At 69.2% G+C, this 25486-nt stretch carries 20 protein-coding genes; 4 read left to right on the top strand and 16 right to left on the bottom strand.

What is annotated here, in order from left to right; translation table 11 throughout:
* Positions 1-102 precede the first annotated feature (102 nt).
* Positions 103-1005: an AraC family transcriptional regulator gene (locus FHT26_RS10860; RefSeq protein ID WP_168560162.1), complete on the top strand. Its 903-nt coding sequence runs from the start codon at positions 103-105 to the stop codon at positions 1003-1005.
* Here FHT26_RS10860 and FHT26_RS10855 read toward each other — a convergent pair.
* The 12 genes from FHT26_RS10855 to FHT26_RS10800 all read right to left on the bottom strand — a co-directional run bounded on the left by FHT26_RS10855 (position 951) and on the right by FHT26_RS10800 (position 11203).
* Positions 951-1649 carry an amino acid ABC transporter permease gene (locus FHT26_RS10855; RefSeq protein WP_168560161.1) on the bottom strand — a complete coding sequence of 233 codons (699 nt, stop codon included), beginning with the start codon at positions 1647-1649 and terminating at the stop codon, positions 951-953. The genes FHT26_RS10860 and FHT26_RS10855 overlap by 55 nt on opposite strands.
* A gap of 19 nt (positions 1650-1668) precedes the next feature.
* Complete coding sequence (locus FHT26_RS10850) at positions 1669-2364, bottom strand: ABC transporter permease subunit (protein WP_168560160.1); 696 nt, start codon at positions 2362-2364, stop codon at positions 1669-1671.
* 12 nt (positions 2365-2376) lie between these two features.
* A complete protein-coding gene (locus tag FHT26_RS10845) occupies positions 2377-2751 on the bottom strand; it encodes a HepT-like ribonuclease domain-containing protein (protein ID WP_349238124.1) in 375 nt (124 codons plus the stop codon).
* Positions 2748-3038, bottom strand: a complete 291-nt coding sequence (locus FHT26_RS10840; protein WP_168560159.1) for a nucleotidyltransferase family protein — start codon at positions 3036-3038, stop codon at positions 2748-2750. Before FHT26_RS10840 ends, FHT26_RS10845 begins: the two co-directional genes overlap by 4 nt.
* A 211-nt stretch (positions 3039-3249) precedes the next feature.
* A complete protein-coding gene (locus FHT26_RS10835) occupies positions 3250-4083 on the bottom strand; it encodes an ABC transporter substrate-binding protein (protein WP_168560158.1) in 834 nt (277 codons plus the stop codon).
* A 100-nt stretch (positions 4084-4183) separates the two neighbouring features.
* Entirely contained in the window at positions 4184-5359 is a 1176-nt protein-coding gene (locus tag FHT26_RS10830; protein ID WP_168560157.1) for a trans-sulfuration enzyme family protein, read from the bottom strand.
* Entirely contained in the window at positions 5356-6729 is a 1374-nt protein-coding gene (locus tag FHT26_RS10825; RefSeq protein ID WP_168560156.1) for a pyridoxal-phosphate dependent enzyme, read from the bottom strand. The genes FHT26_RS10830 and FHT26_RS10825 overlap by 4 nt, the downstream gene beginning before the upstream one ends.
* A gap of 115 nt (positions 6730-6844) precedes the next feature.
* Entirely contained in the window at positions 6845-8500 is a 1656-nt protein-coding gene (locus FHT26_RS10820) for a family 2A encapsulin nanocompartment cargo protein cysteine desulfurase (RefSeq protein WP_168560155.1), read from the bottom strand.
* Positions 8500-9429 carry a family 2A encapsulin nanocompartment shell protein gene (locus tag FHT26_RS10815; RefSeq protein ID WP_168560154.1) on the bottom strand — a complete coding sequence of 310 codons (930 nt, stop codon included), beginning with the start codon at positions 9427-9429 and terminating at the stop codon, positions 8500-8502. Before FHT26_RS10815 ends, FHT26_RS10820 begins: the two co-directional genes overlap by 1 nt.
* 85 nt (positions 9430-9514) lie before the next feature.
* Positions 9515-9751, bottom strand: coding sequence for a helix-turn-helix domain-containing protein (locus FHT26_RS10810; protein ID WP_168560153.1), 237 nt, complete (start codon positions 9749-9751; stop codon positions 9515-9517).
* Positions 9748-10638 carry a serine O-acetyltransferase EpsC gene (gene epsC, locus FHT26_RS10805; RefSeq protein WP_168560152.1) on the bottom strand — a complete coding sequence of 297 codons (891 nt, stop codon included), beginning with the start codon at positions 10636-10638 and terminating at the stop codon, positions 9748-9750. Before epsC ends, FHT26_RS10810 begins: the two co-directional genes overlap by 4 nt.
* A gap of 82 nt (positions 10639-10720) precedes the next feature.
* On the bottom strand, positions 10721-11203 hold the full coding sequence (locus tag FHT26_RS10800) for a rhodanese-like domain-containing protein (protein WP_168560151.1): 483 nt from the start codon (positions 11201-11203) through the stop codon (positions 10721-10723).
* A 199-nt stretch (positions 11204-11402) separates the two neighbouring features.
* Here FHT26_RS10800 and tauA point away from each other — a divergent pair, with 199 nt between their 5' ends.
* Genes tauA through tauC form a run of 3 tightly spaced genes read left to right on the top strand, consistent with a single transcriptional unit; the run spans position 11403 to position 14137 of the window.
* Positions 11403-12434 (top strand): taurine ABC transporter substrate-binding protein, encoded by a 1032-nt coding sequence (gene tauA, locus FHT26_RS10795; protein ID WP_168560150.1) that lies wholly within the window; start codon positions 11403-11405, stop codon positions 12432-12434.
* 34 nt (positions 12435-12468) lie between these two features.
* On the top strand, positions 12469-13263 hold the full coding sequence (gene tauB / locus FHT26_RS10790) for a taurine ABC transporter ATP-binding subunit (RefSeq protein ID WP_490362781.1): 795 nt from the start codon (positions 12469-12471) through the stop codon (positions 13261-13263).
* Positions 13264-13270: 7 nt separating this feature from the next.
* Entirely contained in the window at positions 13271-14137 is an 867-nt protein-coding gene (gene tauC, locus FHT26_RS10785; RefSeq protein ID WP_246867837.1) for a taurine ABC transporter permease TauC, read from the top strand.
* Positions 14138-14194: 57 nt separating this feature from the next.
* Here tauC and FHT26_RS10780 read toward each other — a convergent pair whose 3' ends face one another.
* The 4 genes from FHT26_RS10780 to FHT26_RS10765 form a co-directional block, all read right to left on the bottom strand.
* Positions 14195-22252: a putative Ig domain-containing protein gene (locus FHT26_RS10780; protein ID WP_168560148.1), complete on the bottom strand. Its 8058-nt coding sequence runs from the start codon at positions 22250-22252 to the stop codon at positions 14195-14197.
* A 153-nt stretch (positions 22253-22405) separates the two neighbouring features.
* Positions 22406-22840 (bottom strand): hypothetical protein, encoded by a 435-nt coding sequence (locus FHT26_RS10775; RefSeq protein WP_168560147.1) that lies wholly within the window; start codon positions 22838-22840, stop codon positions 22406-22408.
* A complete protein-coding gene (locus FHT26_RS10770) occupies positions 22840-24330 on the bottom strand; it encodes an HlyD family type I secretion periplasmic adaptor subunit (protein ID WP_168560146.1) in 1491 nt (496 codons plus the stop codon). The genes FHT26_RS10775 and FHT26_RS10770 overlap by 1 nt, the downstream gene beginning before the upstream one ends.
* On the bottom strand, positions 24327-25486 hold a 1160-nt coding region (locus tag FHT26_RS10765; RefSeq protein WP_168560145.1), incomplete at its 5' end, for an ATP-binding cassette domain-containing protein. The genes FHT26_RS10770 and FHT26_RS10765, both read right to left, overlap by 4 nt.

Below are 25486 nucleotides of genomic sequence, written 5' to 3'. Positions count from 1 at the left end.
AGGTGCCGATTCTGCGAGCGCGGCCGCGGCCCGGCCATGTCCCGAAGCGGGATGCGCTTGCCCTGAACCGCGAACCCCGCGGCCACCGCAACCCCACGAGCCATGTACCCCGTCCGTCCCGAGACCGCGTTGCCGGACTACACCAAGCAACCGGACGTGCGCACGACCGTCACGATGACCGACGCCCACACACGCCGCGTCGGCCCGCGCTGGCAGTACCCGCGGCATGACCACCCGTACTTCGAGCTGTGCCTGCTGCTGTCGGGCGAGCAGCAGGTGCGGCTGACCGGCCGCACGCTGGCCCAGCAGGCCGGCGACCTGCTGCTGATCACGCCGTTCGAGGCCCATGCGTCGAGCACGCCGGTCGCAGCGCGCCTGTATTGCGTGCACTTCGACCTCGACGACCTGGAACTGCGCCGCCTGCTGTGCCGTGCCGGCACGCGCATCTTCGCCGCCGACAGCGCGCTGACGCAGCGGCTGCAGCCGGCGCTGCAGCGCATGCTGGCGCTGGCCGCCGACCATGCGGCGCTGTCGCCGCTGGCGCACCGGCTGGAACTGGGCGCCTCATTGATGACGCTGTTCGCCGCGCTGACCCGCGGGCTCGAGCAGGAGGAGATCGCCGCCGCCCCGGTGCCGCAGCTCGCGCTGCAGACCGCCGGCCGGCTGGCCGAGCTGATCGAGCGCGAGGTGCAGCGCGGCGGCGCCGAGACCTCGCTCGAAGCGGCGATCCGCCGGCTGGGCTACACGCCGGACCACGGCAACGCGTTGTTCCGGCAGGTCTACGGCATGTCGGCGCGCCAGTACCGCTCGACGCTGAAGCTGCGCCGCGCGAAGCTGCTGCTGATGGACGCGCAGCTCAGCATTGCAGCGGTCGGCGAGCGGCTCGGCTACGCGAGCGGTGCGCACTTCAGCCGGCAGTTCAAGCGCTGGTGCGGCGTGGCGCCGGCCGACTACCGGCGCGACAGCGGCACGGCCGCCGTCCCGAGCCGCCGCTCCATCGCGTAGGCCACGCGCGACAAACCGAAGCACAGCACGAAGTAGGTGATGGCGAGCGCGGCATACACCTGCACCGGCTTCGTGAACACCTGCGTGTTGATCTGCGTCGTGATGAACGCCACCTCGGTCAGCCCGATGATGTAGCCGAGCGAGGTTTCCTTGATCGTCGAGACGAACTGGTTCACCAGCGACGGCAGCATGTGGCGCAGCGCCTGCGGCAGGATCACGTAGCGCAGCGCGCCGAAGCGGCCGAAGCCGAGCGAGCGCGCGGCCTCCATCTGGCCGGTCGGAATGCCGCGCACGCCGGCGCGCACGATCTCGGCGATGTAGACGCCGTCGAACACCACCAGCGCGACCAGCATCGTCGTGAACTGGTCGGTCTTGTGGCCGGTGACGGCGGGCAGGAAGAAGTAGGCCCAGAACACCACCATCAGCAGCGGGATGCCGCGCACGACGAACACCAGCGCCGTCACCGGCCAGCGCAGCGCGCGGTGTTCGCTGATGCGCGCCAAGCCCAGCAGCAGCCCGAGCGGAAACGCCAGCAGCAGGCCGAGCGACGCCAGCAGCAGCGTCAGCGCGAGCCCGCCCAGCGGACCGTTCGGGTACTGGCCGATCAGGAAGTAGAGCCAGTAGGTGTGGATCAGCTCGATCATCGCGCGCTCTGTTCGGACATCACCGGGAGCGCACCGGGTAGCGGTGCTGGTACCAGCTCGCCAGGCCGGTGATGGTGAGCGAGATCGTCAGGTAGGCCGCGGTCGCGAACGCGAAGGCCTCGACGCTGCGGAAGGTGGCCGACTCGACCTGCGCCGCGCGGTACATCATCTCGGCCACGCCGATCACGGTGGCGATGCTGGTGTTCTTCCAGAGGTTCAGCGTTTGCGAGATCAGCGGCGGGATCGTGACCCGCACCGCCTGCGGCAGGATCACCAGCTGCATGGCCTGCAGGAAGCCCAGCCCGAGCGCGCGGCTCGCCTCCATCTGGCCCGGCGGCACCGCGCGGATGCCGCTGCGGATGTCCTCGGCCATGTAGGCGGCGGTGTAGAGCGTGAGCGCCACCACCGCGCTGATGGCCTCGATGTTGGTGGCATACAGCCGCTGCTTCAGCGCCTCGGGCAGCATCTCGGGCGCGCCGAAGTACCAGAACAGCATGTGCGCCAGCAGCGGCACGTTGCGGATCGCCTCGACGTACGAGACGCCGACTGCGCGCAGCAGCCGCGACGGCGACAGGCGCAGCATCGCGACCGCGGTGGCCAGCGGCACCGCCAGCACCAGCGTGACGGCCGTCAGCTGCAGCGACAGCACGAAGCCGGCCACCAGCGCATCGTGGTACTGGCCGGACAGCAGCAGGGAGAAATCGAAAGAGAACACAGGGACTGCGGTTCAGGAAATCTCAAGGAGAGGGCAAGCCGGCCTGTGCATCTTTGATCCGCGCCAGAAGGCCGGGAAGGTCGCCATGGATCGTCTTCCAGACGATCTCGAAGTCCACCTTGAAATAGCCGTGGCCAGGGCATTGCGCATCTGATAGGCGAACGCCAGGGGCAACTCGGGGTGCTGGGCCGCGAACTCGGGGCAATGCCGTTCGATGTTGTTGCTGGCCTCTCCGATGATCTCCAGATTGCGGACCACCGCATCCTGAACAAGCTGGTCGTTCAGGAAGGTCGATTCGTCCAGATTTGCCGTGTAGCGGTCGATGCGCCCGATGGCTTCTGCGATGTGCGCGAGATAGTCGGCAAGCCGCTGTGGGTCGCGACTCATACCGGGCGAGCTTCGGCAAGCACCGCGGCGCGGAACTTGTCGGGCAAGGCGTTGGGGGTCAGAACATCCACCGAAATTCCGAGCAGTTGACCCAACTCGTGGCGGATGGCTCCGATGTCGAACAGCGTGGTTTCCGGGGTGGGATCGATGAGGATGTCCAGATCGCTGCCGGTGGTGTCGTTGCCGCGTAGAACAGAGCCGAACACCCGGGCATTGCGCGCGCGATGGGACGCGACGACGCGACGAATCGCGTCGCGGTGCGAGTCCAATGCTTCAGAGGGCTTCATGCGTTCTCCTGCAACAGATTCTGCGCAGTGTTGCTTCTGCATCTCGCATTTGACAACAAAAAAGCCCCACCTTCCTGCGAAGGCGAGGCTCGTGGGTATCGCTTCGGAATCGGGGCGGCGAGCGTTTCACCAGGCGCACCGAACGCCCGTCGGTGCCCGCGCGTGCCTGGCTTCGCGGCGGCTGGCGCGATCGCTCTTCGAGTGCAGGCCGTCAGCTGTCGATCTTGTCCGAAACGAACTTGAAATCACGCGACTGGAATTTCAGCCGCGTGTTCGGCCCGTACCACTTCTGGAACAGCTTGTCGGCCTCGCCCGATTTCTCGAGGTCGCGCAGCACGCCGTCGACGACGCCCTTGACGCCGGTTTCGCCCTTGCGGATGCCCAGCGCCAGCGCTTCGGTGCTGATGCTCTGCGGGATGATCAGGTAGTTCTTGGCGGCCGGGCCGAGCTTGCCGAAGTCGTCGATCAGCGACGCCTCGTCGTTGACGTAGCCGACGCCCTTGCCCTGCTGCAGCGCCAGGAAGGCCTGCTGCGTGGTCTCGAAGGTGACGACGTCGACGGTGGGCACCGCCTTGCGGATGTTCGGCTCCTGCGTGCCGCCCTTGACGGTCAGTACCTTCTTGCCGGCGAGCTGCGACAGCTGCGAGATGCCGCTGTCCTTCTTCACCAGCACCTTCTGGCCGGTCACGAAGGTGGTCAGCGAGAAGTCGACCAGCGCCTCGCGTTCCTTGTTGTGCGTGAGCGAGGCGGCCAGCAGGTCGACGCGGCCTTGCTGCAGCTCGGGGATGCGGGCGGCGACCGCCAGCTGCTTGAACACCGGCTTCACGCCGAGCTTCGCGGCGATCGCGCGGCCGATGTCGACCTCGTAGCCGACCACGTCGCGGGTCTTCGGGTCGACGAAGCTGTTCGGCTCGTCGGTGCCGAGCACGCCGATCACGATCTCGCCCTTCTTCTGGATGTCGGCGAGCTGGTCGGCATGGGCGCCGACCGAGAACACCGCGGCGGCGGCCGCGACCAGCGTGGACAGGAACAGGCGTTTTTGCATGGAGGTTCTTTTCAGCATGTGGTTGGAATCAGGGTTCGCAGCCTACCGAACAGCGCTCGGTCTGCGAACGACTGAATCCGGATAAGCAAAAGCGTGTCGGTTAGATGCGCGCCAGTGCCCCTTCGAGGTCGGCCCGCTGGTCGGCCAGGTCCTCGACGCCGACGCTCAGCCGCACCAGTGCATCGCCGATGCCGAGCTGCGCACGCTGCTCGGCCGGGATCGTCGCGTGCGTCATCAGCGCCGGATGCTCGATCAGGCTCTCGACGCCGCCCAGGCTCTCGGCCAGCGAGAACACCTCGCAGGCTTCGAGGAAGCGGCGCGCGCCGGCCAGGTCGGTGTCCAGCGTCACCGACAGCATGCCGCCGAAGCCATGCATCTGGCGCTTCGCGAGCGCATGCTGCGGGTGCGATTCGAGGCCGGGGTAGTGAACACGTGCGACCTTCGGGTGGCGCTCCAGCCACTGCGCGAGCGCCGAGGCGTTCTCGCCATGCCGCTGCATGCGCAGCGCCAGCGTCTTGACGCCGCGCAGCGTCAGGAAGCTGTCGAACGGCCCGGCGATCGCGCCGACCGCGTTCTGCAGGAAGCCCAGGCGCTCGGCATGCCCCGCGGCCTCGGCGCGCTGGCCGACCACCGCGACTCCGCCGATCACGTCGGAGTGGCCATTGAGGTACTTGGTGCTCGAATGCACCACCACGTCGAAACCGAGCTCCAGCGGGCGCTGCACGTACGGGCTCGCGAAGGTGTTGTCGGCCACCGCGAGCAGGCCGTGCTCGCGCGCGATGCGGGCGACGGCCTCCAGGTCGGTCAGCTTCAGCATCGGGTTGCTCGGCGTCTCGACCCAGACCATCTTCGTCTCGGGCCGGATCGCGGCCCGCAGCGCCTGCGGGTCGGACAGGTCGACGAAGCTGAAGCGGTGCCCGGCGCTGCGGGTGCGCACCTTGTCGAACAGCCGGAAGGTGCCGCCGTACAGGTCGTCGCTCGCGATCACGTGGGCCCCGGCATCCAGCAGCTCCAGCGTGGTCGAGATCGCGGCCAGCCCGGAGGCGAACGCGAACGCGCGCGTGCCGCCCTCGAGGTCGGCGACGCAGCGCTCCAGCGCCCAGCGCGTCGGGTTGTGCGAACGGCCGTAGTCCAGGCCCTTGTGCACGCCGGGGCTCTGCTGCACGTAGGTGGAGGTGGCGTAGATCGGCGGCATGATCGCTCCGGTCGTCGGGTCGGGCGACTGGCCGGCGTGGATCGCGCGGGTCGCGAACTGGTGGGTGTCCTTGGAGCTCATCGGCGTGCCTTGCGAAGGTGATTCAAGAGGTCGAAGCGGGTGATCAGGCCGTGGAATGTATCGCCGTCGGCGACGATCGCGACGAGGCCGCGGTCCAGCACCTGGCGCAGCGCGGCGATGCTCGAACCCGGCCGCAGCGTCTCCAGCGCGCTGCTCATCGCCGTGCTGACGGTGTGGGCATAGTGCGCCGGGTCGCCGTGCAGCTGCATCAGCACGTCGGACTCGTCGATCACGCCGGCCAGCCGCGTGCCGTCGAGCACCGGCAGCTGGGACACGTCGGCCAGCCGCATGCGCTGGAACGCGGTCAGCAGCGTGTCGTCGGGCGACACGCTGACGACGCCGCCCTCGTCCGGCCGGCGGGCGACGATGTCGCGCAGGTCGCCGTACTGCGTGCGGGCAAGCAGGCCCTCGTCGATCATCCAGCTGTCGTTGTAGACCTTCGACAGGTAGCGCGTGCCGGTGTCGCAGACGAAGGTGGCGACGCGCAGCGGCTTCGTCTGCGCGCGGCAGAAGCGCAGCGCGGCGGCCAGCAGCGTGCCAGTCGACGACCCGCCCATCAGGCCTTCGGCGCGCAGCAGCGCGCGCGAGGTCGCGAAGCTCTCTTCGTCGGGGATCGAGTACGCATGCTTGATGCCGGACAGGTCGGCGATCGGCGGGATGAAGTCTTCGCCGATGCCCTCCACCGCCCACGAGCCGGCCGGGCCGTGCGTGCCGGTCAGCACCTGGTCGGCGAGGATGGAGCCGACCGGGTCGGCGAGCACGAATTCGAGCTTCGGCTGCACGCCGCGGAAGTAGTTCGTCAGGCCGGTCAGCGTGCCCGACGAGCCGACGCCGACGACGATCGCGTCGAGGTCGTGGCCGCTCTGCTCCCACAGCTCGGGGCCGGTGCCGCGCTCGTGCGCCAGCGGGTTGTTCGGGTTGTTGAACTGGTCGGCGAAGAACGAGCCGGGGATTTCCTTCGCCAGCCGCGCGGCGTAGTCCTGGTAGTAGGCCGGGTGGCCCTTGCCGACGTCGGAGCGCGTCGTGTGCACCTCGGCGCCGAGCGCCTTCAGGTGCAGCACCTTCTCGGTCGACATCTTGTCGGGCACCACCAGCACCACGCGGTAGCCCTTCGCGCGCGCGACCAGCGCGAGCCCGAGGCCGGTGTTGCCGGCGGTCGCCTCGACGACGGTGCCGCCCGGCTCCAGCTTTCCCTCGCGCTCGGCGGCCTCGATCATCGAGACGCCGATGCGGTCCTTGATCGAGCCGCCGGGGTTCTGCGATTCGAGCTTCAGCAGCAGCGTGCACGGGCCGGTGTCGAGGCGCGTGACGCGCACCAGCGGCGTGTTGCCGATCAGGTCGAGCACGGCGGGATGGTGGGTGGCGTTCATCGGCTTGTCTCCTGTAAGGCAGCGCCCGCCTCGTGAGCAGGCGCCGGGTAGCCCGGATGCTAATCCGGGATGCATGTCATCGAGGAGAACCCGGATTGGCATCCGGGCCACGCGGTCATCGCCGGTTCGCCAGCTGCCGGATCACCGCGATGAAGCGGTCCACCTCGTCGCAGGTGTTGTAGAACGCCAGCGACGGCCGCACCGTCGCCTCGAGCCCGAAGCGGCGCAGGATCGGCTGCGCGCAATGGTGGCCCGTGCGCACCGCGATGCCTTCTCGGTTCAGCGCCTGGCCGACCTGGTCGGTCGAATACCCGTCGAGCACGAACGACAGCACGCTCGCCTTGTCGTCGGCGATGCCGACCAGCCGCACGCCGGGGATCGGCTGCAGCGCCTGCGTCGCGTAGCCGAGCAGCGCGTGCTCGTACTGCGCGATCGCGTCGAGCCCGAGCCGCTGCACGTAGTCGATCGCGGCACCCAGCCCGACCGCATCGGCGATGTTGCCGGTGCCGGCCTCGAAGCGCGTCGGCGCGCCGTGGTACACGGTCTTTTCGAAAGTCACGTCGGCGATCATGTTGCCGCCGCCCTGCCACGGCGGCATGTCCTCCAGGATCGCCTGCTTGCCGTACAGCACGCCGATGCCGGTCGGGCCGAACAGCTTGTGGCCGGAGAACACGAAGAAGTCGGCATCGATCGCGCGCACGTCGACCCGCATGTGCGACACCGACTGCGCGCCGTCGACCAGCGCCTTCGCGCCGGCCTGGTGGGCGAGCGCGACGATCTCCTGCACCGGCACCACGGTGCCGAGTGCGTTCGACACCTGCGTCACCGCGACCAGCTTCGTCTTCGGGCCGAGCAGCCGGCGGTACTCGTCGAGCCGCAGCTGGCCGCGGTCGTCGACCGGGATCACGCGCAGCACCGCGCCCTTCTCGGCGGCGAGCCGCTGCCACGGCACGATGTTCGCGTGGTGCTCCAGGTGCGAGACGATGATCTCGTCGCCGGCGCCGATGTGCTTCGCCCCCCAGCTCCCGGCCACCAGGTTGATCGCCTCGGTGGTGCCGCGCACGAACACGATCTCGTCGACCGATGCGGCGCCCAGGAAACGCTGCACCGTCTGGCGCGCGCCTTCGTACGCATCGGTCGCGCGCGCGGCCAGCGCGTGCGCCGCGCGGTGGATGTTGGAGTTTTCGTGTTCGTAGAAATGGCTGATGCGGTCGATCACCTGCTGCGGCTTCTGCGTGGTCGCGGCGTTGTCGAACCAGACCAGCTGGCGGCCGTTGACGCGCTGCTGCAGGATCGGGAAATCGCGCCGCGCCGCGTTCACATCGAACGCCGGCTTCACCGGTGCGGCGTGGGCCGGTTCGCCGAGCGCGCGCTGGCCCGGATGGCGCGGCGTCTCGAGGAAGTAGAACGATGGCGAGGCAGGCGCGACGCCGGCCGCCGAGCTGCCGAAGCGCCCGTCCCAGGCCGGTGCCGCGGTGTAGCCCAGGTCCGGCACGCCATTGCCGGCTGGCGCATGCGGCAGCGACGACGGCCCCTGCGCGGCCAGCGCCGCCGGATGCTGCGGCGAACTGGGCGCCAGGTTCGCACCGGGCACGGCCGCGGCGAGCGGCTGCACGTTCGGCGTGACCGGGCCGCTGCTGCCGGGCGGCGGCGTGAAGCCGCCCGGGTGCGCGTTGGCCGGCACCTGCGGCGTGGCCCCAGGCCAGTTCGCGAAGAGTTCGCCGGCCAGCTTCGCGATCGCCGACGGGTCGAGCGCGTCGATCGTGCCCATCACTTGTAGGTGTCCGGATACTCGTGGAACTTGGCGATCTCGACGTCCTCGAGCACGGCCAGCGCATCCGGTGTCTGCACCGCGAGCGAGCAGTACAGCGAGATCAGGTACGACGAGATCGCGTTGCGGTTGATGCCCATGAAGCGCACCGACAGCCCCGGGCTCTGCTCGCCGGCGAGGCCGGGCTGGTACAGCCCGACGACGCCCCGGCGCTTCTCGCCGACGCGCAGCAGCAGGATCTTGCTCTTGCCGTCGGCCACCGGCACCTTGTCGGACGGGATCAGCGGGATGCCGCGCCAGGTGATGAACTGCGAGCCGAACAGGCTCACGGTCGGCGGCGGCACGCCGCGGCGGGTGCACTCGCGGCCGAACGCGGCGATCGCGAGCGGGTGCGTCAGGAAGAAGGCCGGCTCCTTCCAGACCTTGCCCAGCAGCTCGTCCAGGTCGTCCGGTGTCGGCGCGCCGGTCAGCGGGAACACGCGCTGTTCGTCGGCGACGCTCGCCAGCAGCCCGTAGTCCGGGTTGTTGATCAGCTCGCTCTCCTGCCGCTCCTTGATGGTCTCGATCGTCAGGCGCAGCTGCTCCTTGATCTGGTCGTGCGGACTGCTGTACAGGTCGGAGATGCGGGTGTGCACGTCCAGCACCGTGCTGACCGCGTTCAGGAAGTACTCGCGCGGCTGCTCTTCGTAATCGACGAAGGTGCTCGGCAGTTCGCCCTCGTCGCGCTGCGACGAGCAGGCCACCAGCACGTCCTGCGGGTTCTTCACCTGGTTCAGGCGGTAGATGCCGGCTTCGACCGGCACCCACTGCAGCAGGTGCGTCAGCCAGCGCGGCGTCAGCGTCGCGAGCGTCGGCGTGGTCTTGGTCGCGTTGGCGAGTTGCCGGGCGGCGTGGTCGCCGAGGGCCAGCGGTTGCTGGGGGTCAGCCATGGAATGGACTCCTGAAACGAAAAGCGGATGAACTCATGCGGGGATCGGATAAGCGGCGGCAGTGTCGCCAGCGCCTGCGCGCCGATCAACCGGCTATCGCCATCAATTCGAAGCGCGCTATCAGCGACGACAGGCTCACGCCGAGCGCCGCGGCGAGCTTGGCGGCGGTCTCGATCGACGGCATCACGGTGCCGCGCTCGATCTCGCCGAGGTACGAGCGGTTCAAGTCCGCGCGGCCGGCGAGCTGCTCCTGCGACCAGCCGCGGTCCTCGCGCGTCGCACGCACCACCTGGCCGAAGCGCTGGCGCAGGCTCGTGCTCATGGCCGGCGGTCTTGTCGGAGGCTGGCCTGCGTCACGTGGCTGCCCGGCGGCACGCTCTCGGTGACCCAGACGTTGCCGCCGATGGTGGATCCTCGGCCGATCACGATGCGCCCGAGGATCGTCGCGCCGGCGTAGATGACCACGTCGTCTTCCACCTGCGGATGGCGTGCGAGGCCCTTCTGCAGCTTGACGCCGCCGCGGTCGTCCGGGTCGGTCGGGAAGCGCTTCGCGCCCAGCGTCACCGCCTGGTAGACGCGCACCCGCTCGCCGATCACCGCGGTCTCGCCGATCACGACGCCGGTGCCGTGGTCGATGAAGAAGCCGGCGCCGATGGTCGCGCCCGGGTGGATGTCGATGCCGGTGCGGCCGTGCGCCAGCTCGGCGACGATGCGCGCGAGCAGCGGCACGCCGAGCTCGTACAGCCGGTGCGCGACGCGGTGGTGCACCATCGCGTCGATGCCGGGGTAGCACAGCAGCACCTCGTCGACGCTGCGCGCGGCCGGGTCGCCGTGGAAGGCGGCGAGCACGTCGCTGTCGAGCAGGCCGCGGATCGCCGGCAGCGACGCGGCGAAGCGGCGCACCAGGCCGTCGGCATCGGCCTCGTGCTGCCCGGCATGGCGCAGCTCCAACCGCACCTGCGCACACAGCGCATGCAACAAGGCGTCGAGCGTGTGGCCGACGTACCAGTCCTCGGCGTCCTGGCGCAGGTCGGGCGGGCCCAGGCGCATCGGGAACAGCACACCGCGCAGCGAATCGAGGATGCCTTGCAACGCCTCGCGCGACGGCAGCTCGCGCCCGCCGGGTTCGCGCTGGCGCTGCTGCGATTCGCGCCAGCGCGTTCTCGCAGTGCGCAGGTTCGCGACAACTTCGTCGATGTCGAAGCTCATGGCACCAGCCGCCGCCGGGCCGCCCCAAGGCGGCTGCGCCCCCCCGGGGGGCAGGAACGAAGTGACGTGGGGGCGGACATGACTAGTCCTGGGTCCACGGCAGGCCGTGGAAACGCCAGCCGCCGCTGTGGCCGCGCTGCTGTCGTTCATCGAGCTCGCCCTCGAAGCCTTCGCTGACGTTGAACGCCTGCGCGAAGCCGGCCTTGGCCGCCGCCTCGGCCGCCAGCGCCGAGCGCTTGCCGCTGCGGCACAGCAGCAGCACGACCGCCGGCTTGGCGACCTTGGCCTCGAGCTCGCGGACGAAGCGCGGGTTGCGCGTCAGGCCGGTGCCGGTGGCCCAGGGCACATGCACGCTCTCGGCGACATGGCCGACGAACTTGCGTTCTTCGGCGGTGCGCACGTCGACCAGCACGGCCTGGCCGCTGCGTGTCAGCGCCCAGGCATCGACCGGCGACAGGCTGCCGGCGAACGGCAGCTTGCCGTCACGGGCGCGTTGGCGGGCTTCTTCGAGCACGCTGGCGCGGGGGAACTCGGTGAGTACTGCGGCTGCGAGCACGGCGGACATCGGCGGTCTCCTTCATGGATCAGGGTCGATGAAGGCTATCGCCACCAATTGCAGCGGCGAACGAAGAAAAGCGCGCTTCGATATCTGCCCGTGTCGCGCGCCGCATGAGCACATCCGAAAAGCTTCGTTCGTGCGGCGCGGGCCGCGCCGTACCGTGCAGGTCGTGACGAGTTGCACCGAACCCCGAGGAGGAGAACCCATGACACACACGCGCCGCGCATCCATCGTCCAGGCCCTGGCCATCGCGCTCGGGCTGTTCGCCACCGCCGCAGCAGCCACCGCGCAGGTCCGCATCGCCTACCAGACCGTCGTCGAGCCGGCCAAGGTCGCGCAGGCCGACGGCCTGTACGAGAAGGCGACCGGCCAGGCCATCGAATGGCGCAAGTTCGAGAGCGGTGCCGAGGTGATCACCGCGGTGGCATCGGGCGACATCCAGATCGGCTACGTCGGCTCCAGCCCGCTGGCCGCCGCGGCCAGCCGCGAACTGCCGATCGAGACCATCCTGGTCGCGGCCGAGATCGGCAGCGCCGAGGCGCTGGTCGTGCGCAACGGCTCGGGCATCGCGAAGCCGGCCGACCTGGTCGGCAAGAAGATCGCCGTGCCCTTCGTGTCGACGACGCACTACAGCCTGCTGGCCGCGCTGAAGCACTGGGGCATCGATTCGAAGACGCTGAACATCGTCAACCTGCGCCCGACCGAGATCACCGCGGCCTGGCAGCGCGGCGACATCGACGCCGCCTATGTGTGGGACCCGGCGCTCGGCAAGATCAAGGAAAGCGGCACGCTGCTGACCAGCTCGGCCGAGGTGGCGACCTGGGGCGCGCCGACCTTCGACGCCTGGATCGTGCGCCGCGACTTCGCGCAGAAGAACCCGGCGTTCGTCGCGCAGTTCGTGCGCATTACCGGCCAAGCCTATGCGGCCTACCGGAAGGACGCGAAGGCCTTCATCGCGAACACCGCCAACGTCGACAAGATCGCCCGGCTGACCGGCGCCAACGCGGCCGACGTGCCCGAGCTGCTGGCCGGCTCGAAGTTCCCGACGCTCGCGGAGCAGGCCGCGCCGGCGTTGCTGGGGGGCGGAACCGTCAAGGCACTGACCGACACCGCGAAGTTCCTGAAGGAGCAGGGCAAGGTCGACAAGGTGCTCGCCGACTACGGCCCGTATGTCAGCCCGAAGCACGTGCAGGCTGCGACCCAGGCCTCGGGCCAGGCGGTCGCAGCCGCGCGCTGAAACACCACATCAAGGACACGAAGGAGTTCACGCCGTGGTCGAACTGCAGGCGGTCACTGTAGGGTACCGGGGTGCTGCAGGCTCGGCCACGGCTGTGAACACCCCGGTGCTGGACGGCATCAGCTGGCAGGTGCCGCAAGGCGCGCTGGCGGTGCTGCTGGGGCCTTCGGGCTGTGGCAAGTCCAGCTTGCTGAATGTCATCGCCGGGTTCGTGACGCCCAGCGGCGGGCGGGTGTCGGTGTCGGGTCGGCCGATCACCGGGCCGGGTGCGGACCGCGGCGTCGTCTTCCAGGACGACGCGCTGCTGCCCTGGCTCGACGTGTTGAACAACGTCGCGCTGCCCTTGCGCCTGCGCGGTGGGAGCCGCGCCGCGCGAGAGGATCGGGCGCGCAAGCTGCTCGCGCTGGTCGGGCTCGAAGGCGTCGGGTCGCGGCCGGTGTGGGAGCTGTCGGGCGGCATGCGCCAGCGCGTCGGCATCGCCCGCGCGCTGGCCGCCGACCCCGAGGTGCTGCTGATGGACGAACCGTTCGGCGCGCTCGATGCGCTGACGCGCGAGCGCATGCAGGAGCTGCTGCTGAAGGTATGGCAGGCCACCGGCAAGACCATCGTGCTGGTCACGCACGGGGTCGAGGAGGCGGTGTTCCTCGCGACCGACCTGGTCGTGCTGTCGCGCCGGCCGGCGCGCATCGTCGAACACCGGGCGCTGGACTTCGGCCGCCGCCATGCGCAGGGCGAGGCGGCGCGGGCGATCAAGTCGCTGCCGGCATTCGTCGCGGTGCGCGAGCAGGTGCTCGGCGCGGTGTTCGCGCAGGACGAAGCGGTGCACTGAACCTGCGATGGATGCGATCTCCCCGATGACGGTGCGCGTGCTCACGCAGCCTGCCGCGCTTGACGAATCAGGCCAAGCGCCGGCTGTGCCCGAGGCCGTGGCGCCGCTGTGGTCGCGCCCCGCCGTGGTCAGCCTGCTGAGCGTGCTGGTGCTGGGGGCCGCGTGGCAGGCGGTGACGGCGGCGCGCTGGATCGAGCCGCTGTTCCTGCCGCCGCCCGCTGCGGTGTGGGCGCAGTTGCTGCGCGTGGCCGGCGAAGGCTATCTCGACGCCACGCTGTGGCAGCACGCCGGCGCGAGCCTCGCGCGCGTTGCGCTGGCGCTCGGCCTCGCGGCGCTGACCGCGATCCCGCTCGGGCTGTGGATGGGGCTGTCGCCCGCCGCTCGCGGCGTGTTCGATCCGCTGGTCGAGTTCTACCGGCCGGTGCCGCCGCTGGCCTACCTGCCGTTGATCGTGATCTGGTTCGGCATCGGCGAGCTGTCGAAGGTGCTGCTGATCACGCTCGCGATCTTCGCGCCGCTGGTGATCGCCACCTCGACCGGCGTGCGACAGGTCGACGAGGGCCGGCTGCGCGCCGCGCAGTCGTTCGGTGCGACCCGCTGGCAGTTGCTGCGGCACGTGGTGCTGCCGAGCGCGCTGCCCGAGATCCTGACCGGCCTGCGCGTCGGGCTGGGCGTCGGCTGGTCGACGCTGGTCGCGGCCGAGCTGGTCGCCGCGACGCGCGGCCTCGGCTTCATGGTGCAGTCGGCCGCTCAGTTCCTGAACACCGACATCGTGCTGCTGGGGATCTTCGCGATCGCGCTGATCGCGTTCGGGGGCGAGCTGGGGCTGCGCGCGCTGCAGCGGCGGTGGGTGCCGTGGCAGGGGCGCGGCTGAAGCCCACGTGCTTCAAAGGGGACCGAGGCAGCCCGTGCCGCCCCGGCCGCCGAGGGCCTACACCGCCGACCCCGGCATCGCGAACACCGGCATTGGTTTGATGCTGGAGGCCAGCGGGTGCTGGTTGCCCGCATCGCTGTCGCCCGGCACCGCGAACTGCGCCATGGCCGACACCAGCGCGGCCGCATCCTGGTCGATCGAGATGGCCTGCGCGGCTTGCGTTCCCGCGGATGACAGCGGGATCGACGACGACGGGATCACGCTGCCGTTGGCCAGCCGGATCTCTTCGATCTTGTTGGCCGTGCCGACATACCAGTTGCTCACCGTCAACTTGTCCGTGCCGGTCGTCAGTCCGATCACGAGGTTGTTGCCGCTGCGCGTCAGCGTGACCTGCGCAGCCGTGATGCCTGCCCCGATCTCGATGCGGTCGCTGCCGCCGGCGTCGCTCAACGTGTCCAGGCCGTCGCCCAGGCCCCAGCGGTAGACGTCGTTGCTGGTGGTCGAGGTGTCGGTCAGCGTGTCGTTGCCCAGGCCCCCGCTGTAGGTGTCGTTGCCGGCACCGCCCGTCAGCGTGTTCGCGCCGCTGCCGCCGATCAGCACGTTGGCCAGTGCGTTGCCGGTGGCGTTGATCGCCCCCGTCCCGGTCAGCGTGAGGTTCTCGACGTTGGCGTAGGCCGCGACGCCGAGATCCCAGGTCACTGCGCTGTTGATGGTGTCGGTGCCCTCGCCCGCGTTCTCCGTCACCACGTCGGTGCTGACGTTGACGACGTAGACGTCGTCGCCCGCTCCGCCGGCCAGCGTGTCGTTGCCCGTGCCGCCATCGAGCGTGTCGTTGCCCAGCCCGCCGGTCAGCGTGTTGTTGCCGCTGTTGCCGGTCAACTGGTTGTTCAGCTCGTTGCCGATGCCGTTCAACCCGGTGGTTCCGCCCAGCAGCAGGTTCTCGACGTTGCCGCCCAGCGTGTACGTCGCGAGCGTGCTCTGCACGGTGTCGATGCCCTCGTTCAGCGCCTCGACGATGACGTCGGTGCTGCTGTCGACCACGTAGGTGTCGTCGCCGGCGCCGCCGGTCATCGAGTCGTTGCCGGTGCCGCCGTTCAGCGTGTCGTTGCCGGCATTGCCGACCAGCGTGTCGTTGCCGCCGGCGCCGCTGATCGAGTCGTTGCCGCTGCCGCCGATCAAGGTGTCGGCGTTGGCGGTGCCGTTCAGCACCAGGTTCTGCAGGCTGACCGCGATGTCGAACACGTCGCTCGCCGACGCGTTGCTGGTGTCGGTCGCCGTGACCTTCACGCTGACCGTCCCGAGCGCGGTGGGCGTGCCGCTGAAGGTGCGCGTGCCCGCGTTGAAGCTGAGCCAGGCCGGCAGCGCGCTGCCGTCGGCCAGCGTCGCGGTGTAGGCGAGCGCATCGCCATCGGCATCGGTGAAGGACGACGCCGGCAGCGCGAAGCTGAGCGGCGCGCCTTGTGCGGCCGTCTTGTCGGCCAGCGCGGCATTCACCACCGGTGCGCGGTTGGCCGGGCCGACGTTGAGCGTGACGAACTCCCCGGCCGAGAAGTTGTAGTTGTCGGTGCCCCACAGCACGAACTGCAGGCTGCCGACGTTGGCCGTGCCCGGCGTGCCGGACATCGTGCGCGTCGCCGGGTCGAACGTGAGCCACGCCGGCACCGCGCTGCCGTCCTGCATCGAAATGCGGTAGGTGATGGAGTCCCACGCGTCCGGATCGGTGATGGTGTTCAGCGGCACGGTGTAGCTGAAGGCACTGCCGGCTTTCGCGTTGAGCGTCGGCAGGAAGGTGTTCACCGTCGGCGAATGGTTGTTGTTCGCGCGGTCGACCACCGTCTGGATCATGGCCTGGTCCCACACGACGCCGTTCGAGAACTCGATGCGGTCGATCTTGTGGTCCTGCGTGACGCCGTTCACCACGCTGTTGCCGGCGTAGTAGTTGATGAAACCGACCTGGTCGGTCGAGCCCTTCACCTTGAAGAACAGGTTGGCACCCGACTGGAAGGCCAGCACATCGTTGTCGGTGATGCCGGCACCGAAGCGCAGCGTGTCGGTGGCGGCCAGCGCGTCGGTGTTGTCGACGCTGTCCTGGCCATCGCCGCGGTTGAAGACATAGACGTCGTTGCCGGCATCGCCGAACAGGAAGTCGTTGCCCTGCCCGCCGGTCAGCGTGTTGCTGCCGGCGTTGCCCCACAGGCCGTTGGCCAGCGCGTTGCCGGTGGCGTCCAGGTTGTCCGAGCCGTCGAGGGCGACGCGTTCGAAGTTGGCACCCAGCGTCCAGCTGACGCCGGACCGGATGAAGTCGTCGCCCTCGCCCGCGTTCTCGACCAGGACGTCGCCGGCATCGTCGACCTCGTAGTAGTCGTCGCCGCTGCCGCCGACCAGCGAGTCGGCGCCTTCGGAGCCGAACAGCGCATCGTCGCCGGCACCGCCGATCAGCGTGTCGTCGCCGCCGAGGCCGAGCAGGTTGTTGTCGCTCGCGTTGCCGACGATCAGGTTGTCGAGGTCGTTGCCGTTGCCCCGTTCCACCGTGCCGGCCAGCGTCAGGTTCTCGACGCCGTCGTTCAGGATGAAGAAGCTGTCGTAGCTGCGCACGACGGTGTCGATCCCTTCGCCGGCCGCCTCGAAGACCCGGTCGTCTTCGCTGTCGACGAGGTAGGTGTCGTCGCCATCGCCGCCGATCAGCACATCGGCGCCGCCACCGCCGTCCAGCACGTTGTTGCCGGCGTTGCCTTCGAGCACGTTGTCGCCGGCGTCGCCGGTCGCGTCCAGGTTCGCGCTGCCGGTCAGGCGCACGTTCTCGATGTTGTTGCCGGTCGCGTAGCTGAAGCCGACCACGACGGTGTCGCTGCCTTCTCCGGCGAGCTCGACCACCTGGTCGGCCGCGCTGTCGAGCACGTAGGTGTCGTCGCCGTCGCCGCCGGCCATCGTGTCGATGCCGGCGCCGCCGTCCAGCACGTTGGAGCCGCCGTTGCCGGTGAGCCGGTTGGCGAAGTCGTTGCCGGTTGCATCGCTGCTCGAGAAGCCGGTGAGGACCAGGTTCTCGAGGTTGGCGCCCAGCACGTAGCTGACCGAGCTCTGCACCGTGTCGTCGCCTTCGCCGGCCTGCTCGACGACCTGGTCGTCGCTGCGGTCCACGTCGTACAGGTCGTCGCCGCTGCCGCCGACCAGCGTGTCGACGCCACTGCCGCCGATCAGCTCGTCGTTGCCGGCACCGCCTTGCAGCAGGTCGTCGCCGGCCTGGCCGTCGAGCCGGTTGTCCTGCGCGGTGCCGGTGATCGTGTTGGCCTGGCCGTTGCCGGTGCCGGCGGCGGCGCCGCCGGTGAGCCGCAGCGTCTCGACGTTGTCGGAGAGCGTGAAGTCGGCGCTCGCGACGACGGTGTCGTTGCCTTCGGCGTTCAGCTCCGTCACCGCATCGGTGGACGCGTCGACGAGGTAGAGGTCGTCGCCCTGGCCGCCGAGCAGCGCGTCGCTGCCGCTGCCGCCGTCCAGCGTGTCGTTGCCGCCTGCGCCGATCAGCGTGTCGGCGCCCACGAGCCCGGCGAGGAGGTTGTCGCCGTCGTTGCCGGTCAGCGTGTTGTCCTGCGCGTTGCCGGTGCCGTTCAAGGCCGAGGAGCCGGCCTGCAGGACCAGGTCTTCGACGTTGTCCGAGAGCGTCAGGCTGAGCGCGCTGCGCACCGTGTCGTGGCCCTCGCCGGCGGCCTCGATCACCTGGTCGGTCGCGTCGTCGACGATGAAGCTGTCGTCGCCCGCGCCGCCGGACATCGTGTCGGCGCCGGTGCCGCCGTCCAGAGCGTCGTTGCCGGTGCCGCCGGCGAGCAGGTCGGCCCCGTCGCCGCCTTGCAGCCCGTCGTCGTCGTCGCCACCGTTCAGCGTGTCGTTGCCGGCATCTCCAAGCAGTTGATCCGCGCCGGCATCGCCGGCCAGTTGGTCGTTGCCGTCGCCTCCCGACAGCAGGTCGTTGCCGTCGCCGCCGGCCAGTCCATCAGCGCCCTGCCCGCCTTCCAGCTGGTCGGCGCCGGCCTCGCCCAGCACCGTGTCGTCGCCGTCGCCACCGGTGACGCTGTCGTTGCCGTCACCGCCCAACGCGATGTCGTTGCCGGCACCGAGGTCGAGCACGTCGTTGCCGCCACGACCATCGACGAAGTCGTCGCCTGCCAGCGCGTGGATGACTTCCTTGCCGGAGGTGCCGCGCAGGTAGTCCTCCAACTCGGTCGCCGGAATGCCGATCGACACGGCATCCAACAGCTGTCCGATGGTCAGCGTCGTGCCATCGGAGAACTGGATGGCGTTGATCGGCGACGTATTCGCCAGGTCGTCATAGTCGACGCCGTCGAGATGGATCTCGCTGTCGCCCGAGCCCGCGCCGATGACCAGCGAGCCCAGCGACAACTGCACCAGGCTGAAGGTGAAGCCCGCTTCCAGGATCAGCAGGTTCCAGTCGCCGTCGTTGCGCTGCGTCTCCTGGATGTGCTTCGCACCGCTGCCGAGCGCGACGTAGTAGATGTCGCTGCCGGCTCCGCCGTCCAGCGTGTCGTTGCCGGCGCCCGAGCGCAGGAAGTCGTCGCCATCGCCGCCCAGCAGCATGTCGTCGCCGTCACCGCCCCAGAGGCTGTCGTTTCCTGCGTCGCCGGACAGGGCGTTGTTGCCGTTGCCGGCCAGCAGCACATCGTTGCCGTCGCCACCGTACAGCACGTCGTCGCCGGTCAGTTCACTGCTTGCCGACGTGCCGAGCTGGTCTTCGCCCGACAGGAAGTCGTTGCCGTCGCCGCCCTGCAGCAGGTCGTTCCCACCTCCGCCCAGCAAGGTGTCGTTGCCCTCTCTGCCATCGAGGACGTCGTCGCCGTGGAATGACGCCGCCACGTCGGCGGCACTGCCGTCGCCGCTGAGGAAATCGTTGCCGGCACCGCCCGCCAACGTGTCGTTGCGGCCCAGGCCGAACAGCCGGTCATTGCCGTCGCCGCCATCGAGCACGTCGTTGCCGTGGAATTCGCCGCCCAGCCGATTGCTGCCCGCGTCGCCCTGCAACTCGTCGTCGCCGCTGCCGCCGGCGAGCGTGTCGTCCCGGCCGCCCCCCACCAGCAGGTCGTCGCCGTCCTCGCCGTCCAGGTAGTCGTTGCCGTGCGAGGCGCCGCCCAATCCCGGCTCGTCGGCATCGCCCCACAGGCTGTCCTTGCCGGCACCGCCGTACAGCACGTCGTCCTTGCCGCCGCCCACGAGTTGGTCGTCGCCGTCCTCGCCGTCCAGGTAGTCATTGCCATGGAACTCGCCGGACAGCGCATCCTCCGTCAACTCGTCGCCGGCCAGCAGGTCATTGCCTTCGCCACCGTACAAGGTGTCATTGCCACCGTCGCCGAGGATCTGGTCGTCGCCATCCTCGCCGTCGAGGTAGTCCGCGCCGTGGAAGCTGCCAGCCAGGTCCTCTTCCCGGGCGTCGCCGCGCATCACGTCCGCTCCGGCGCCGCCGTACAGCGTGTCGTCCTTGCCGCCTCCGGCCAGGTAGTCGTCGCCGTCCTCGCCATCGAGGACGTCGTTGCCGTGGAACGTGCCGCCCAGCATGTCCTCGGTGTCGCCGTCACCCCACAGGCTGTCGTCGCCGCCACCGCCATAGAGCTGGTCATCGGCCCCGCCGCCGACCACCTGGTCGTTGCCGTCCTCGCCGTCGAGGTAGTCGTCACCGTGCTGCGCGCCCGGCAGCTCGTCCTCGCCGGTCTCGTCGCCCCACAGCGTGTCCGAACCGGTGCCGCCGAACAGCACGTCGTTTGCGCCGCCGCCCTTCAGCGTGTCGTCGCCTTCGCCGCCGTCCAGGAAATCATTGCCGTGCTGCGCCGGCGACAGGGTCTGGTAGTAGCCGGCGTCCCGGATGCCGTCGCCGACCAGGTAGTCGGCACCGGCACCGCCTTCGAGCGCATCGTCGCCGCCGTGACCCCACAGCGAGTCGTCGCCCGTACCGCCTTCGAGGCGGTCGCTTCCCAAGCCGCCGATCACGATGTCGTTGCCGTCGCCGGCATCCACCGAATCGCCGGCACTGTCCATCGCCAGCGAACCGCCGCCGACGATGGTGCGCGATCCGTTGCTCTGGTAGACGCCCCAGTTGCTGCCGCTGATCCACGCACTGGTACCCGGCGGCGGCACCCATTGGTCATCCGGGCTGGCCCGCTGGAACACGCTCAGCCCGGTGGCGCCCAGGATCACGTCATTGCCGGCGCCGCCGTGGATCGCGTCGCTGCCGGCGCCGCCGCCGATCAGGTCGTCGCCGGTGCCGCCGTCGATCTCGTCGTTGCCCGCGAGGCCATCGAGCGCATCGTTGCCGCCCTTGCCGTCGATCTTGTCCTTGTCCGCGCTGCCGTCGATGACGTCGTTGAAATCCACCTCGGGCTTGCCGCCGTTGAGGGTGCCGTCGGTGGACCACTGGGTGGCCGTCCACTTGTAGGTGTTGTAGCGGGGATCGCCTGGCAGGATCTCCAGGTCCACCTCGACGCCGCGGATCAGCGCACGCTGATCGCCGTTGTAGGTATGTGTCTCGTCGCCGTTGTCGTGCACGTCGAGGTTCCACGCGTTCGAGCTGGCGCTGCTCGCGCCCTCGCCTTGCCCCGCATAGGTCGCACTCAGCTGCGCGCTGCCATCGGTTTCCAGTTCACCGGTCTGCTTGAGTGCGAAGCTGACCTGGGTCTGGCCGTCCGCCAGCACGATCACTGCGCCGTTGGCGGCCACCACGTCGTCACCGAGGATGGCCTGGAACTTGTCGCCCAGGTCGGACAGCGCGAGCGTGATGGTGTCGCCGGCCTTGGCCGCCTTGTTCAGGTAGAGCGTGTAGAAGCTGGAGCCCCCTTCGGCCATCGAGGACGAACCGACGACGCTGCCCGGGTCGAAGCCCGCCGTGGCAAAGGGGTCGCCGCCGGTGCCCTGCTGAAGAACGACCTTGGTCGTGCTGACGAGCTCGATGCCGAGGTAGCCGCCCGGACGGGTGATGTCGAAGCCGTTGATCGTGATCTGCCCACCCGGGCCGAGTCCCGTTCCGGTGATGATCAATCGGCGCTGCTTGTCGTCCAGCGTGTAGATGAACGCCCCGTTGCCGATGTTCCATTCGTCGAGGTTGCCGACCCTGCGGTGCTGTGCCGCCGAGCCCTTGGGCAGGGGCGTTCCTGCCACGACGATCTGGCCGCGGCCGTCGGAATCGATGATCGTGTCCTTGCCGTCCCCCAGCCGGTAGATGTAGCTGTCGACCCCGACCCCGCCCTGCAAGGTGTCATCGCCGGTGCCGCCGATCAGTTTGTCGTCGGTCACGCCGGCCCGGATGCTGTCGTTGCCCGCACCGGTGAAGTACGTGATGCCGTTCTGGACGAAGCTCGATACGTCGAAGCCCGGCGAATGCGACGTCGCCAGGTTCACCGGATGCTTGCCGACCGTGATCGTGCCATTGACGATGTCGGCCTGGTCGGTGCCGTAGAGGATGGGGCGGTTGCCGTCGAGAAGTTGGGTGACCCCCGCGCTCCAGAGTGCATCGACCAGCGGCGGGATTTCACTGAGGAGGCTGGAGGCGTTCGCGAAGTGCGTGTAGGACGCGGCGTACTTCTGCTGGTCCGCCTGGTAGGTCTGCTGTGTGTAGCTGATGCGCGGTATGGCGTTCTTGCTCGCCGCGTCGAATTTCAGCCTCAGGATCCGGCCGATCTGGTCGGGATCGATCCGTGCGTTGAGGTACGCGTTTCCGATGTTGGACCAGAACGATCCTTCGAAATCGAAGTTGTCGTCGAAGGGCAGGACCGCAAAATTCTCGATGTGCCGGTCGCCGTTGGCATCGATCACGAACGTCGCGCCGGGAGCGATCCTGAAGCTGTCCTGGTTGTAGAGATAGCTTCGCAGCGCGTGGTCTGCCACCCCGTCCTTGTAGTCCATCTGCAGGATGGACAGCTTGTCGGCACCGGCCTTGCCCAGCGCCGTCATGGCCTGCTGCAGCGAGAAACTCTGTGGCCCCTTCAGGCTCCCGAACAAGCCGCCCGACATGAAGGCATCCACCAACGCGAAGGACGAGCCGAACGCGAATCGTCCCGCACCATTCGACATGAACGAGACCGCATCGATGTCGATCGGCTGCTCCTTCCCGGCCGGTCGCATCAGGGTCTCATCGAGGAGATTGGCCGGCTTGTTCGGCTGACCGTACAAGAACCAATTCGTGAGCTCCGCGGCGGTGAGCTGATTCCAGGTGTAGACCATGCTTGCCCCTGTCAATAGGTTGATGGGTACTGCGGTGGATGGGTACTTCGCGTCTCAATCGATGAATTCGCCGAACATGTCCGCGCGCAAGCCACAGGCATTCATCCGGACGTAGTTCGAGTATTTCTTCTGGCCCGTACTGGAGGCGAATCCGGGCCGCACGTCATAGGTGACCTTGACGATCACGCCGAAGAAGCCGACGAGCCGTTCAAGCGGTCCGCTCGCCATGGAGGTGACGCGATCGACCTCGCAGCAACCGGGATGGTCGACCATGAACCTGTCGATCTCGGCAGTCGAGCCGCCCAGGCCCATGTCCGTCGCGTTGGCGCGGATGGCTTCCCGGATCAGATCGTCGTCGGAAAGGTATCGGCCCTGATCCCAGCAATACCCATTGAAGTTCCTGTAGCCGCCGACGCCGAGCAACAAGGTCGCCGCCGCCGCGACCGCCAGCGACATCCGCGGAGACATCTTGCGTTTGCCGGATCGCATCACCGCTCCTTCAGGCTGCCACCGAGGTGCTCGCGCACCGGGCTCAGCAGGTAGTCGATGACCCGGCGCCGGCCGGTCTTGATCTCCGCTGTCACGTTCATCCCCGGCGACAGGTGCACGCGCCGGCCGTCGACGTTGATGTCGCGCTGGTCGAGTTGCAGCGTCGCCGGGAAGCTGGCGCCTTGCGGGGCCTTGTTGTCGGTGCTATTGGCGTTGTTGCCGAAGCTGTTCTGCGGCGCACGCGCCGGCTCGCTGACCACCGCATCGGCGGCCACGCTCATCACCTTCGCGCCCACCGTGCCATAGCGCGTGTACGGAAAGGTCTCCAGCTTCACCTCGGCATGCTGGCCTTCGCGCACGAAGCCGATGTCCTTGTTCTCCAGCGTCACCTCTGCCGTGACTTCGGCCCGGTCGGGCACCACCACCAGCAGCACCTGCGCCGGCGTCACCACGCCGCCGGCGGTGTGCACCGCGAGCTGCTGCACCGTGCCGTCGACCGGCGCGGTCAGTTGCGTGAGCCGCGTCTTCTGCGTCGCCTTCACCGTCTCGGCATTCAGTTGCCGCCGCTTCAGCTCGGCGTCCGCATGGCGCTCGCCGAGCACGCGCACGATCTCGGCGCGCTGCGCCGCGTGGCCCTGCTCGCTCTCGTGCTGCGCGGCTTCGGCCTCCAGCTGGCGGGCGCGCGCGGTCGCCAGGTCCTTCTCCATCTCGATGCGCTCGCGCGTGCGGTCCTGGCCGGCGTGGCCGGCGATGAAGCCCTGCTCCGACAGTGCCTTGAAGTCGGCCTCGCGCTGGCGTGCCAGCGGCACGGTCGTCTCCAGCTTGTCGATCTGCTGCGCCACCGTCTGCGCCTCGGCGCGGTGCTTGGCGGCCTCGGCGCGCAGCTTGGCCAGCCTGGCGTTGATGTCGGCCCACTCGCTGCGCAGTTGCGATTGCACCGCGCGCCGACCATCGGCGTTCAGGTCGGGGTCGATGGCCAGTTGCGGCTCGCCGCCATGCTCCAGCGCATCCAGCAGCGCTGCCGTGCGCACCGCCTCCGAGATCGCCGACGCCCGCTCCTGCATCACCCGCCCGCGATCGGCCTCGGCCAGCGTCGCATCGAGCTCGATCAGCAGCTGCCCGGCCTTCACGCGGTCGCCGTCCTGCACCTGGATGGCCTTGACCACACTGGCTTCCAACGGCTGGATCAGCTTGCTGCCATCGCTGACGACGATGCGCCCCGGGGCAGAAGCCACGATGTCCAGCTCGCCGAAGCTGGCCCACAGCAAGGCCACCACGAAGAGCGCGCAAATCACGAAGGCTGCACGCCTCGGCGCGGGGTGCACCGGCGTCGCCTGGAGACTCAGCGCCGCCGGCAGAAAGGCCGCCTCGTCGGCCAGCCGCTTCGGGCCCGCCAGTTCATGCCGCGCCTGCCAGGCCGCGGCGAACACCGCGCGGTAGCGCGCCAGCAAGGCCAGCGCCGGATGCCGGGCCGGTGCAGCGCCGCTCACGCCTGGACTTCCACGACAACCGGCGCGCGCTCGACGCCGCCCTGCATCTGCCACAGGTAGGCATACAGCCCCTTCGGCCTGGCGAGCAATTGCTCGTGCGGGCCCATCTCGACGATGCGCCCCTTGTCCATCACGATGATGCGGTGGGCATTGCGCACCGCGCTCAGCCGGTGAGCGATCACGAGCACCGTGCGGCCCTGGCAGATCGCGGCCATGTTGCGCTGGACGATCGCCTCGCTCTCGTAGTCGAGCGCGCTCGTCGCCTCGTCGAAGATCAGGATGCGCGGGTTGCTGAACAGCGCCCGCGCGATCGCGATGCGCTGGCGCTGCCCGCCCGACAGGCTCGCGCCCTGCTCGCCCACCAGCGTGTCGTAGCCCTCGGGCAGCTCGCTGATGAACTCGTGGGCGCCGGCGAGCGTGGCCGCGGCGATCACGTGCTCCAGCGGCGCCGCCGGGTCGGTGATCGCGATGTTCTCGCGCACGCTGCGGTGGAACAGGAAGTTCTCCTGCAGCACCACGCCCACCTGGCGGCGCAGCTGGGCCGCGTCGATCAGGCTGATGTCGATGCCGTCGACCAGCAGCCGGCCCTGCTCCGGCGAGTACAGCCGCTGCACCAGCTTCGTCAGCGTGCTCTTGCCCGACCCGGATCGGCCGACGATGCCGATCACCTCGCCCGGCCGCACATCGAGGCTCACGCCGTGCAGCACCGGCGGCGCCTCGGGCCGGTAGCGGAACACCACCTGGTCGAGCGTGATGCGGCCCTTCAGCGGCGGCAGCTGCGCCGCGGTGCTGGGCGCCACCTCGGTGCGGGTGTTCAGCACGTCGCCCAATCGGGCCATCGAGATGCCGGTCTGCTGGAAGTCGGTCCACATCTGCGCGATGCGCATGATGGGCTGCGCGACGCGCTGCGCGAACATGTTGAACGCGACGAACTGGCCGACGCTCAATTCGTTGTCCATCACCAGGTGCGCGCCGTACCACAGCGTCGCGGCGTTCACCAGCTTGCCCGCGAGGTTGATGCCCTCGTGCGCGAAGGTCGACAGGTTCTGCGTGCGAAAGCTCGCCGACACGTAGGCCGCGAGCTGCTCGTCCCAGCGCCGCGACATCGCCGGCTCGAGTGCGGTCGCCTTGACGGTCTGGATGCCGGTGATGGTCT

Source organism: Rhizobacter sp. SG703 (assembly GCF_012275445.1).
Taxonomy (GTDB): domain Bacteria; phylum Pseudomonadota; class Gammaproteobacteria; order Burkholderiales; family Burkholderiaceae_C; genus Rhizobacter.
The sequence above is the reverse complement of the archived record's forward strand: the minus strand, read 5'-3'. Positions and strand labels throughout refer to the sequence as shown.